This is a genomic window from Streptomyces sp. CA-210063 (assembly GCF_024612015.1).
Lineage (GTDB): Bacteria > Actinomycetota > Actinomycetes > Streptomycetales > Streptomycetaceae > Streptomyces.
The window spans coordinates 948020-960490 of record NZ_CP102512.1 but is presented as its reverse complement, the minus strand read 5'-3'; the positions used below and the strand labels follow the sequence as shown (position 1 = coordinate 960490).

Annotated in this window: 8 protein-coding genes; all 8 read left to right on the top strand. The window is 69.8% G+C overall.

What is annotated here, in order from left to right; all coding sequences use genetic code 11:
* Positions 1-218 precede the first annotated feature (218 nt).
* The 8 genes from JIX56_RS04190 (at position 219) to fxsT (ending at position 12437) form a co-directional block, all read left to right on the top strand.
* Positions 219-1976, top strand: coding sequence for an FAD-dependent oxidoreductase (locus tag JIX56_RS04190; RefSeq protein WP_306819821.1), 1758 nt, complete (start codon positions 219-221; stop codon positions 1974-1976).
* Positions 1977-2036: 60 nt separating this feature from the next.
* On the top strand, positions 2037-2966 hold the full coding sequence (locus tag JIX56_RS04185; RefSeq protein WP_257537401.1) for an intradiol ring-cleavage dioxygenase: 930 nt from the start codon (positions 2037-2039) through the stop codon (positions 2964-2966).
* Positions 2966-4033: a maleylacetate reductase gene (locus JIX56_RS04180; RefSeq protein ID WP_257537400.1), complete on the top strand. Its 1068-nt coding sequence runs from the start codon at positions 2966-2968 to the stop codon at positions 4031-4033. Before JIX56_RS04185 ends, JIX56_RS04180 begins: the two co-directional genes overlap by 1 nt.
* Positions 4034-4101: 68 nt before the next feature.
* Positions 4102-5013, top strand: coding sequence for a YceI family protein (locus tag JIX56_RS04175; RefSeq protein WP_257537399.1), 912 nt, complete (start codon positions 4102-4104; stop codon positions 5011-5013).
* 297 nt (positions 5014-5310) lie between these two features.
* Positions 5311-5493: an FxSxx-COOH cyclophane-containing RiPP peptide gene (gene fxsA / locus JIX56_RS04170; RefSeq protein WP_257537398.1), complete on the top strand. Its 183-nt coding sequence runs from the start codon at positions 5311-5313 to the stop codon at positions 5491-5493.
* Positions 5493-6743 (top strand): FxsB family cyclophane-forming radical SAM/SPASM peptide maturase, encoded by a 1251-nt coding sequence (locus JIX56_RS04165; protein ID WP_257537397.1) that lies wholly within the window; start codon positions 5493-5495, stop codon positions 6741-6743. The genes fxsA and JIX56_RS04165 overlap by 1 nt, the downstream gene beginning before the upstream one ends.
* Before the next feature lie 329 nt (positions 6744-7072).
* On the top strand, positions 7073-8410 hold the full coding sequence (locus tag JIX56_RS04160) for a TIR-like protein FxsC (protein ID WP_257537396.1): 1338 nt from the start codon (positions 7073-7075) through the stop codon (positions 8408-8410).
* Positions 8400-12437: an FxSxx-COOH system tetratricopeptide repeat protein gene (gene fxsT, locus JIX56_RS04155; RefSeq protein ID WP_257537395.1), complete on the top strand. Its 4038-nt coding sequence runs from the start codon at positions 8400-8402 to the stop codon at positions 12435-12437. The genes JIX56_RS04160 and fxsT overlap by 11 nt, the downstream gene beginning before the upstream one ends.
* The last annotated feature ends 34 nt before the right edge of the window (positions 12438-12471 follow it).

The window sequence follows — 12471 nt, the reverse complement described above, 5'->3', positions numbered from 1 at the left end:
ACTCACCGTACCGGGCGAGGTTGAACGGGCAACGAGCACCCCGCTTCCCGGCGGCACGCCCGAGCCCACGGCGCCCGCCTGAACGGGCGCGGCCCCCGTCCCGTATCCGAGAGCGACAAGCCACACGCACTGTCTCTTATTGAGACACCCACGCTCCCGCGCCGCCCTCCATGATCTTGAAAGGTCGGTGCCTGTTCTCATTCCCTGGAGCGTTTGCCGTGCACATCGTCGAGCCCGATGTCGTGACCGACGTACTGATCGTGGGCAGTGGCCCCGCGGGCGCCTCCGCCGCGCTCGCCCTCAGTACGTACGGCGTCCCGAACATCGTGGTCACCCGCTACGCGCGTCTCGCCGACACGCCCCGGGCACACATCACCAACCAGCGCACCATGGAGGTCCTGCGGGATCTCGGGGTCGAGGACGAGGTCGTCGCGAAGGCCACGCCGCAGCAGCTGATGGGCAACACGACCTTCTGCACCAGCCTCGCGGGCGAGGAACTGGGCCGGATCCGCTCCTGGGGCAACGACCCGCTCGTCCAGGCCGCGCACGACCTGGCCAGCCCCACCCGTATGTGCGACATGCCGCAGCACCTCATGGAGCCCGTGCTCATCGACGCGGCCGTCGCCCGCGGCACCAACCTGCGCTTCAGCACCGTCTACAAGTCGTTCGTCCAGGACGACGAGGGCGTCACGGTCACCGTCGAGGACCGGCTGCGCGGCGACGAGTACACCATCTGCGCCAAGTACCTCATCGGCGCCGACGGCGGCCGCTCCCAGGTCGCCGAGGACGCCGGGCTGCCCATGGGCGGCCAGATGGGCGTGGCCGGCAGCATCAACATCGTCTTCGACATGGACCTGACGAAGTACACCGCGCACCGGCCGTCCACCCTCTACTGGGTGCTCGCCCCCGGCGCCACCGTCGGCGGCATCGGAGCCGGCCTGGTCCGCTGCGTACGGCCCTGGAACGAGTGGCTGATCGTCTGGGGGTACGACGTCACCGCCGGCGCCCCCGACCTCACCACCGAGTACGCCGAGTCGATCGTCCGCAGGCTGGTCGGCGACGACGAGATCCCGGTGACCATCAAGTCGTCCTCGGCCTGGACCGTCAACGAGATGTACGCGGAGACCTACTCGAACGGCCGAGTCTTCTGCGCCGGTGACGCCACGCACCGCCACCCGCCGTCCAACGGCCTCGGCTCCAACACCTCCATCCAGGACACCTACAACCTGGCCTGGAAGCTCAAACTCGTCCTCGACGGCACGGCCTCCCCCAGGCTGCTGGACACCTACACCGCCGAGCGCGCCCCGATCGGCAAGCAGATCGTCACCCGCGCCAACAAGTCCATCGGCGAGACCGCCCCCGTCTTCGAGGCACTCGACGGGCTCTCCCCGCAGACCCCCGAGCAGCTGTGGGCCAACATCGCCGCCCGCAAGGACGACACCCAGGCGGCGGAGAAGCAGAGGGCCAGGCTGCGTGAGGCGATCGCGTTCAAGGTGTACGAGTTCAACGCGCACGGCGTCGACCTCAACCAGCGGTACGCCTCGGAAGCCATCGTGCCCGATGGCACCCCGGACCCCGGCTTCGACCGCGACCCCGAGCTGTACCACCAGCCCACCTCCCGCCCCGGCGCCAAGCTCCCGCACGCCTGGATCACCTCCGGCACCCGCACCCTGTCCACGCTCGACACCGTCGGCCGAGGCCGCTTCACCCTGATCACCGGCATCGGCGGCACCGACTGGACACGGGCCGCCGCGGCCCAGAACCTGGAGATCGCCACCGTCGTCATCGGCCCCGGGCAGGAGTACGAGGACCCGTACGGCGACTGGGCACGCCTCAGCGAGGTGGCCGACGGGGGAGCCCTGCTCGTACGGCCGGACGGGTACATCGCCTTCCGGCAGGCCACGGCGGCCGCGTCCCCGGCGGACGCCGAGCGGTTGCTGACCGAGGCGGTCCGGCGGATCCTCGGGCTTGCCTGAAAGGGAACAGCCGCGCGCTCAGCCGTAGCGGAGTCGCGGGAACCGTCGTAGGAGTGGGGCATGACCACCGAATTCACCACCCGCATCACCGAGGCGGTCGTCGACAGCCTCGACGGCACGGCCGACCCGCGGCTGCGCGGGCTGCTCGCCGCCCTCACCCGCCACCTCCACGCCTTCGTCCGGGAGACCGAACCGACGATGGCCGAGTGGGAACGGGCGATCGATTTCCTCACGGCGACCGGACAGACCTGCACGGACACCCGACAGGAGTTCGTCCTCCTGTCGGACGTCCTCGGCGTCTCGATGCTGGTCGAGACGATCAACAGCGACGAGCGCGGCGGCGTGACCGAGTCGACGGTTCTCGGCCCGTTCCACATGACCGAGTCCCCGGTCCGGGAGCTCGGCGCGGACATCGACCTGGTGGGCGGCGGCGGGCCGTGCGTGGTCAGCGGGCGCGTGCTGGCGAAGGACGGCACCCCGCTGCCCGGCGCGGCCCTCGACGTCTGGCAGGCGAACGCCGAGGGCTACTACGACGTCCAGCAGCCGGACGTCCAGCCGGCGGGCAACGGGCGCGGACTGTTCACGGCGGACGACGAGGGCCGCTTCTGGTTCCGCACCTGCGTGCCGAGCCCGTACCCGATCCCCACGGACGGCCCCGTCGGGGACCTTCTCCGGGCGACGGCGCGGCACCCCTACCGCCCCGCCCACATCCACTTCATCGCCTCCGCCGAGGGCCACGCGCCGGTCACCACCCACATCTTCGTGGCCGGCAGCGACCACCTCGACTCGGACGCGGTCTTCGCGGTCAAGGAGAGCCTCGTCAAGGACTTCACCGAGAACGACGACCCGTCCCTGGCAAAGGAGTTCGGCGTCCCGAACCCGTTCCGGCACGCCCGCTTCGACCTCGTGCTCAACCCACTCGACCCACTTGACGGCCGCGACGCCGAGGGGCTCGACACACGCGGCGCAGGCAACTCGGGGCGGTCGTGATGGAGTTCGTGTACGAGGCCCAGCCCATGCGGGTCGTCATGCGGCCCGGCGCGTCGGTGACCGCGGTGGCGGGAGAGGCCGAACGCCTGGGACTGCGGCGGCTGTTGGTGGTGTGCGGTCCGAGGGGCGGCGAGACCGCCAGAGCCGTCGTGGCTTCGCTCGGCGACGCGTGCGCCGGACTGTTCGCCGAGGCTCGCCAGCACGTGCCGGTCGAGGTCGCGGACCAGGCGGTGCGGGTGGCGCGGGCCGCGGGCGCGGACGGGTGCGTGGCGGTCGGCGGCGGCTCGGCGATCGGACTGGGCAAGGCGATCGCGCTCCGCACCGAACTGCCATTGATCGCCGTACCGTCGACGTACTCCGGCTCCGAGATGACCCCGGTCTGGGGCCTGACCGAACACGGCGTCAAGCGCACCGGCCGCGCCCCCTCGGTCCTGCCGCGCAGTGTCGTCTACGACCCCGAACTCACCCTCTCCCTTCCGGTGAGCCTCTCCGTGACCAGCGGCATCAACGCGGTCGCACACGCCGCCGAGGCCCTGTACGCGCCGGACGCCTCGCCGCTGGTGTCGCTGATGGCGGAGGAGGGCGCCCGGGCCATGACGGGCGCCCTCCCCGGAGTGGCGGCCGATCCCGAGGACCTTGAGGCGCGCGGCCGTGCCCTCTACGGCGCCTGGCTCTGCGGTGCTGCGCTCGGCGCCACCACCATGGGTCTGCACCACAAGCTGTGCCACGTCCTCGGCGGCACCTTCGGCCTTCCGCACGCCGAGACCCACACGGTCGTCCTGCCGTACGCCCTCGCCTACAACGCGCCCGCCGCCCCCGACGCCCTGAGGGCCCTCGGTCGAGCCCTGGCCACCGACGACGCCCCACAGGCCCTGTGGGACCTCTCCGGCCGCCTCGGCGCCCCCCGCTCCCTGGCCGAACTCGGCCTCGGGGAAGCCGACTTGGCCGTGGCGGCGGCCGAGGTGACGGGGCAGGCGTACCCCAACCCACGGCAGATCACCACGGCGGACGCCCTGGAGGTCCTGAGGGCGGCATACGAGGGCGACCGGCCCCCGGTGTGGTCCTGACCGACTGACCGACCCCGGCTGACCGGCTGACGGCGAGAACCGAACGACGAGAGTGAAAGGTGAACACCATGCCCCTCGGACTGCTCCGGCGGCGATTCAGGAACGCCCCCGGAGGCGCCGCGGGCGCCACGTTCCCGGTCCCGCACGGCGCTGGTGTCGTCCTCCGTGAGGTACTGGACCCCGTGAACCAGCCCATGGGCGCGGCCGATGTGACGGTGACGGAACTGGGCAGCTACCGCCTCGCCGCACGTGGCACCACCGACCCGTACGGCTTCTTCATGGCCGTGCTGCCACCGGGCACCTACAGCATGCTGATCATGGCCGAGGGGCTGGAACCACACCGCGAGACGATCGAGATCGTCGCGGACGCCGGTGTCTCCCCCGAGCGTGTGTGGCTCCAGTCGGCCCGGGCGCTCGAACTCCCGGCCCCCGGAACCTGGCTCTTCGACCCGCCGCACACCGCGATCCGCTTCATCGCCAAGCATGTCGGGATGGCCCATGTGCACGGCCGTTTCGAACGGTTCGAGGGCGGACTCCGCATCGAGCAGGACATGTCCCGCTCCCGCGTCCAGGTGCGGATCGACGCGTCGAGCATCACCACGGGCAACAACACCCGTGACACACACCTGCGTTCCGCCGACTTCCTCGACGTCGAACGCTTCCCGTACATCGACTTCACCAGCACCCGCTTCGCCTACCGCGGCGGCAGCAAATGGACCCTCCAGGGCAGCCTCACCATGCACGGCGTCAGCCGCTCGGTCTCCCTCGACACCACCTACCTCGGCACCGTCAACGGCGGCTACGGCGAGGAACTCCGCTGCGCCGCCCTCGCCAAGGCCGAACTCCACCGCGAGGACTACACCCTCAACTGGCGCTCCATGCTCGCCCGCGGCATCGCGGTGGTCGGCCCGACGATCCAGCTGGAGCTGGACGTCCAGGCGATGTACCGCACACATGACACGCCCACGCCGCCCGAGTAGAGGGCACAGGATCCGCGCGATATCCGCTCACACCGGGGGTGGCCGCATTCCGCTTTCCGGATGAGTACGCCATTCGTTGTCATCCGCAGCCGAAAACACGGCGGTCATGTACGTCAATTCGGCCACGGTGGCAAATAAGGAAGGGGAGAGAGCCTGCCGTTGCCGGTGTGTGGAGGGCCGTCCGACGCCAAATGTCTTGTGGACGTGCGAAGAGCACTGACAGAGCATGGACAGGGAATGTATCCGGGCGGGGGCGGCTTCCTACGCACCCATCGGCTCTCAGGGAGGCAGCAAGGCATGGACGCGCCTCAGAACAGCCACAACAGCACACGACTGGTCGACATCTCCGAGGTGACGGCCGGTCTGCTGGAGGCGGTGGCAGGGAGGGACACGGTGTTCGGTCACGCCGTGCGACGCCACCTGGAGGAACGAGACGGCGCGTCGAGGACGACCGACGTCGTCTTCGAGAGTGCGCTGTGATGACGGCGGAGACCGGATCCGGGGGCTTACCCACGGTTCCCTTCCGGCAGTTCCTCCTGAAATTACACAGTTTGTGCAACCTGTCCTGTGACTACTGCTATGTGTACTTCGCCGCCGACCAGAGCTGGCGCAGACGGCCCCGAGCGATGTCCCTCGACACCGTGCGGCAGGCCGTGGACCGGATCGCCGAACACGCCCGTGAGCACCGGCTCCCCATGGTGCGGATCATCCTTCACGGGGGAGAACCCCTGCTTGTCGGCAAGGCGTACCTCGGGGAGCTGCTCACCGTCATCACCGAGCGCCTCGCCCCCGTGGTGGAGGTGCGTTGTTCGATGCAGACGAACGGCACTCTCCTCGACGAGGACTTCCTCGTGCTGCTGCGCCGGCATCGGGTCGGCGTGGCGGTCAGCGTCGACGGTTCCCCGGCGGCGCACGACCGGCACCGGCGGTTCGCGAACGGCCGCCCCAGCCACGCGCGTGTCGCCGCGGCGCTGCGCCTGCTGAACAGCCCCCGTCACCGAGAGCTGTTCGTGGGGCTGTTGTGCACCGTGGAACTCGCCAACGACCCTGTCGAGACCTACGAGGCACTGCTGGACTTCGACGCACCCCGCGTCGATTTCCTCCTGCCGCACGGCACTTGGCGACATCCGCCGCCCGGCCTCGAGCACCGCGAGGTTCCCCCGGCGCGACCACCGGTCGTCGTGCCGCCGGACGAGCCGACACCGTACGCACACTGGCTCGGCGCGGCCTTCGACCGGTGGTTCGACGCGCCGCGCAAGGAGACCCGGGTCCGGATGTTCGAGGAGGTCATGTCCGGGGTGCTCGGCGGGGCCGTGAACACCGAGGGGCTGGGGCTCGCGCCGGTGGATCTCGTGGTCGTCGAGACCGACGGGACGATGCAGCACTCCGACTCACTGAAGGTCGTCGCGGAGGGGGCTCCCGAGACCGGCCTCGACGTCCTCCGGAACTCCTTCTCCGACGCGCTCGCGACGGAGACCATACGCGGGAGACAGGCCGGCCTCCCCGGCCTAGGCCCGGTCTGCCGTGACTGCGCGCTGGCCGCGGTCTGCGGAGGCGGGCTCTACGCGCACCGTCATCACCCCACCACCGGATTCGCCACCCCGTCGGTCTACTGCTTCGACCTCGCCGCCTTCATCGACCACGTCCGTCACCGGATCCACCGGGCGATGGCACATCTCACGGGAACACCGTCGGAACCCGGGACGGAACATCCGTCAGCTCTCTCCTGAGCCGGAGTGCGACCCAGGGCGCACGGACAACGGCCGTGCAGCGCACGGCGAACAAGCACGTACGGAAGGGGAGTTGGACGCGGAGATCGGGGGAAGCATGGATTCGGGCCCTGCCAGAAAGGGGCCTGTCCTGCCGGACAGGGGGTATCGTTCTCTGTCTCGGCACGACTCAACCAAGGCTATGGCTGTGGGGTACCGGTTGGGGGGTGAGGAGGTGTGGGAGACGTCCGAACCGTGTGCACTTCCGCCGGTGTCAGCCACCTTCCAAGGCGCGAGAATCCATCCACCCCACGACAGGCATCCCGCAAACGCGGCACGTCGGGGGCTCGTTGGAACCGTACTTCTTCCTGAGCTATGCGCGCAGGCGCGGACCCCGGGTCCTCGTCAAGCGGTTTTACGACGACCTGTGCGCGGAATTACGCCAAGAACTGCGGCGATTACACAAGGGCAATGCCGTGCCCTTCGACCGCCCGTTTCTCGACGTACAGTCCATTCAAGTGGGGCAGGACTGGAACGCGGCCCTCTGCGACGCCCTCGGGCGCTGCCGCACCATGCTGGCCCTGTACACCCCCGACTACTTCAGAAGCGACTTCTGCGGTCGGGAGTGGAAGGCGTTCGAGGACCGGCAGCGCAGCCACAGACAAGTGACGGGAGTGGACGCGAAAGCGCTCATCCCCGTTCTGTGGGAGCCGGTGCAGAACATTCCGTCGGGCGCGGCCCACATCCAGTACGACAACCTCGATTTCGGCGAGAACTACGCGCGCTGGGGCCTGCGCCGCATCCTGGTCGCGGACCCGGGCGGCGAGGAGTACCGCCGCATCGTGAACCTCATCGCGCACCAGATCCTCGTCGCCGCCGAGCACTTCCGCATACTGCCCGCCAACGGCCTGGACCTGACCGGGCCGGAATCCGCCGGCCCCTTCCCGTCCGCCGCCGAACGCGCGGAGCCGGGCAGCCACGCCCTGCTGCTCGTCGCCGCCCGGACCGCGGCGAACGCCCACAAACGGTCGACGGACCCGGGGTGCCACGGGGAGAGCCCGACCGACTGGAACCCCTATCACGCCGAATGCCCGGAACCACTGGCCAGGAGAGCGAGCCTGCTCCTGGAGGAGCGGGGTTTCACGGTACGGACCGAGATCGTCTCGGACGTGCTGGGCGCCACTCTGGACGAGGCTCGTGGGCAGGGACAGGTCGCGGTCCTCCTGGTGGAGGCGCTGGCCGCCGCGGACGAGCCGTTCGGCAGTGCCCTGCGCGCGTACGACCGGAGCAACCATCCGGGCAGCGCGGCCATCGTTCCGTGCGATCCGGAAGAGGCGGGTGACGGAGCCCGGAGCAAGGCCTACTGGGAGGCGGTCCGGGGAGCCCTTCCGTTCAACTGGGCGAAGGGGACCGGGGATCCCCTGCCGTTACTGCAGTCGGGGATCGGTTCGGATCAGTTCGACGGAGCACTCCACGCGGTTGTCGCGAAGGCGCAGAACCACCTCGTCTCCTTTCTCGAGACCCTCAAGCTCACCTCTCTGGAGATGTCCCGGATCACGTCCGCCTCGCTCCCCGTCCTGAGCACCGTGGCCGCCCCGCGCAGCCGTACCGGGCTCGCGCCCCCGATCGCTGCCCGCCCCTCCTCCCACCAGATGCCCTATGAGAAGGAGCAGGAAGATGACCCATGACGACCGCAGCCGGGGCACCATCATCACCTTCTACTCCTTCAAGGGCGGTACGGGGCGCACCATGGCGCTGGTCAACACCGCCTGGATACTCGCGAGCAACGGTCTGCGCGTACTCGTCGTGGACTGGGACCTCGAGGCCCCGGGACTGCACACCTATCTCCAGCCCCTGCTGGCCGACCCCGAACTCACCGAGAGCGCCGGCGTCATAGAGATGGTGAGTGACTTCGCCCGCCACGCGGTGGTACCGCGTGTGGGCTCCGGCGTGGACGGCGCGGGCGCGGCCGGGCCACCCCGGCCGAACGGGGCCGGCCTCCCCGAGGAGCCCGACCACCGACGGCTGGCCCGCGTCGACCGGTACGCCGTCGGCACGGAACTACGGCTGCCACCGGGCGGAAAACTGGACCTGCTGCCCGCCGGCGTCCAGGACCCCGACACCTACGCGGTCACCGTCAGCACCTTCGACTGGGGCACGTTCTACCGCATGGGCGGCGCCGACTTCCTCACCGCGCTGCGCGACGACATGACCGCGCGGTACGACTACATACTGATCGACAGCCGGACCGGCCTCAGCGACACCGCGAGCATCTGCACGGTGGTCATGCCGGACATCGTCGTGGACTGCTTCACCCTCAGCCGACAGGGCGTCAACGGCGCCGCCCACGTCGCGCGCTCGATCCGCCGCATCTCCCACACCCAGCGCGACATCCGTATCGTCCCCGTCCCCATGCGCGTCGAGGACGCGGGCCGTGACCGTCTGGAGGCCGGCCGGTACCAGGCCCGCAGTCTGTTCGCCCCCTTCCTGGACTGGGTGCCTCCGCAGGAGCAGGACCAGTACTGGAGCAGCGTCGAGATCCCGTACAAACCCAGCTACGCGTACGAGGAGATCCCCGCGACCGTCGGGGAGCGACGGCAGGACGGCACCCTGCTCGCCGCGTTCGAACGGCTCACCGCCCGGCTCACGGACAACCGCGTGACCCGGCTGGGCGACATGGACGAGTCGTACCGCCGGACGCTGCGCGCGGAGTACGAGCGGACCTCGCCGGTCATCCGTAAGGACTTCTACGTCAGCTACGCCACGACCGACCGGTTGTGGGCGGACTGGACCGTCACCGTGCTGCGGGCGGCCGGCTACGAGGCGACGCTCGCTCCGATCGAGACGGACGACCTCGCGGCCGCACCGGTGTCACCGACGTGGCTGGAGCGCACTCTCGCGGGTGAAGGGCGCATGGTGGTGCTGCTCTCCCCGCGGTACATGGCTCTGCCGCAGGCCCGGGAGATCTGGCGGCAGACCACCCGCAGGGACCCGTCGGGCCGGATAGGCATGGCCGTCCCCCTCCGGGTCGATGACTCACCGCCCCCGCCGGAGTTCGCGCCCCTTTCGGCGGTCAGCCTTGCGGGTGTCTCCGCCGAGGAGGCCGTGGCCCGCCTGCTGACCACCGTCGACCGCGTCGGTTCGGTCGAGCCGGGGTCGCGTCCGGCCGCCGTCGGCCTGGCCGCGGCGGCCCGGCTTCCGGGTACTCAACCGCAGGTCATCGGGGGGCGTCCACAGCGCAACGCCGTCTTCACCGGCCGTCGAACACTCATCGAACGCCTGCGCGACAGTCTGCTCGCGGGCACCACCGCCGTCCTGCCCCAGGCACTGTACGGACTCGGCGGTGTGGGCAAGACGCAGGTCGCGCTCGAATACGCATACCGCTTCGAATCGGACTACGATCTCGTCTGGTGGATCAACGCCGCAGAGCCGACGCAGATCCGCCAGGACTTGAACACGCTGGCCGGGCATCTCGGTGTGCCCCTTGGTGGCAAGGACTTGACGGCCGTATGCAACGAGGTTCTGGACAAGCTCCGTCGCGGCACCCCCCACGAGCGTTGGTTGCTCGTGTACGACAACGCCGAGAAGCCGGCCGACCTTGACGGTCTGATTCCGGTCAGCGGGCCCGGTCACCACATCCTCATCACCTCGCGGAACCCGGCCTGGGCCGAACGCGCCGCACGTATCGAGGTGGACCTCTTCACCCGTGAGGAGAGCGTCGCGCTGCTGCGTCGCTACAACCAGGACCTGGAGCCCACCGAGGCGGCCCGGGTCGCCGAGGAACTCGGGGACTTCCCGCTGGCCGTGAGCCTCGCCGCCGCTTCACTCCAGGAGTCGGCGATGCCCGTGGACACCTATGTGGAGATGCTCCGTACTCAGATGACCGACATCCTGCGCAACCAGTCCGCCCCCGACTACCCGACGTCGGCAGCGGCAAGCTGGTCACTCGACCGGCTGAAATCCCGTACGCCCGCCGCGGCGGCCCTGCTCCAACTGTGCGCGTTCTTCGGGCCGGACCCGATCCCGCGGGACATGCTCAGCAGCCGGCCCTCCCTCGAACTGCTCGAACGCCACGACCCGAGCCTGTCCGACCCGCTGCTGATGAGCCGGCTCTACGGAGAGATCGTCCGCAACGGACTGGCCCAGGTGGACCAGCGGACCGACACACTCACCCTGCACCGCCTGATCCAGCGTGTGCTCCGGGACCAGCTCACCCCCGATGAGCAGACCGCCATGCGGGAACGGGCCCAAGCCGTACTCGGCCAGGCCAACCCCAAGGACGCCGACGAGTCCGACAACTGGCGGCGTTACGCCACGCTGCTCCCGCACCTGTGGCCCACCCGGGCGGAGGAGAGCCACAACCTCCCCGTACGGCAGTGGATCTGCGACACCGTCCGCTATCTGTGGCGCAGCGGCGACGCCGACACGGCCAACAGGACCGCCGAGCGGGTGCTCGCCAGCTGGGTGCCACCGCGCTTCGAACAGGACGACGCGCTCGTGCTGCGGCTGCGCACCGAACTCGGCAACGCGCTCCGCGACCAGGGCCGGGTGACGGAGGCGTACGACGTGACCCGCGACGCCTACGAACGGGGCAGCCGGATCCTGGGCGAGGACCATCCGTACACCCTGGGCGCGGCCATGAGTCTCGGCTCGGACCTCCGCGCCGTCGGCCGGTACGCCGAGGCCATGCAGAGCGACCGGGAAACCCTGCGACGCACACGGCGCGTCTTCGGTGACAACCATTCCCGTACCCTCTCCGCCGCCAACAACCTCGCCGTGTCCGAGTTCCTGTCCGGCGACCGGCAGGCTGCCCGTGACACCAACCGGGAGATCCTCGAACAACGCCGGGAGATCTCCGGACCCGACCAGCGCGCCACACTCAACTCCGCCACGAACTACGCCCGCGACCTGCGGGCCGCAGGGGCGTTCCGGGAGGCGCTGAAGCTCATCGAGGACACGCTGAAGCGCAGCCGGCGCGCGCTGGGTCCCGACCACCTGATCACGTTCCGCGCTTCCCTCGGTGCCGCGGTCCTGTACCGACGGCTGGGCGAGTACGAGAAGGCGTACAAGCTGACCAACGAGACCCACGAACAGGCCCTGAAAGAGCTGGGTCCCGACCACCCCGACACCCTCGCCATCGCCACGAACCTGTGCGCGGACCTGTACGACCGGGGCGAGTCCGTCCGTGGCCGCGAACTCGCCAAGGAGACCCTGGACCGTTACGAGCGTCGGTTCGGGCCGGACCATGTCTTCACCCTCGCCAGCGGCACCAACCTGGCCGTACTGCTCCGGCTGACCGGAGAGCCGGAAGCCGCGCTGGAACTGTCGACCCGTACCCTCGACCGCTTCCGCCGACTCCTCGGGCCGCGCCATCCCTACACCCTCACCTGCATGCTGAACCACGCCACGGACCGTTCCGAGAACGGCGACCACGCACGGGCCGTCGCGGCGGGCCGCGAGGCGTACGAAGGGCTCACCGAAGTACTCGGGTCCGACCACTACCTCGGCATCGCCGCGGCCTCGAACCTCGCGGCCGAACTGCGGCGGGACGATTCTGATGAGGCCGAGCAGGTGCACGAGGAGGCCGGCCGACTCCACGACGAGGCGGAGCGCCGCGCCCGAGAAAGCAAGGAACTCGGTGGTGACCACCCCATGACCCGGGCGGTCACCCGCTGGCAGCCCATCGACGCGGACATCGAGCCGCCGGTCACCTGACGGCGGGCCGCGTCGTACGGATCACGACGACGAC

Excerpts from the sequence above, each read along its gene's own strand:
- JIX56_RS04185 (WP_257537401.1), top strand. The coding sequence starts at position 2,037 with ATGACCACCGAATTCACCACCCGCATCACCGAGGCGGTCGTCGACAGC.
- JIX56_RS04180 (WP_257537400.1), top strand. The coding sequence starts at position 2,966 with ATGGAGTTCGTGTACGAGGCCCAGCCCATGCGGGTCGTCATGCGGCCC.
- JIX56_RS04175 (WP_257537399.1), top strand. The coding sequence starts at position 4,102 with ATGCCCCTCGGACTGCTCCGGCGGCGATTCAGGAACGCCCCCGGAGGC.
- fxsA (WP_257537398.1), top strand. The coding sequence starts at position 5,311 with ATGGACGCGCCTCAGAACAGCCACAACAGCACACGACTGGTCGACATC.
- JIX56_RS04165 (WP_257537397.1), top strand. The coding sequence starts at position 5,493 with ATGACGGCGGAGACCGGATCCGGGGGCTTACCCACGGTTCCCTTCCGG.
- fxsT (WP_257537395.1), top strand. The coding sequence starts at position 8,400 with ATGACCCATGACGACCGCAGCCGGGGCACCATCATCACCTTCTACTCC.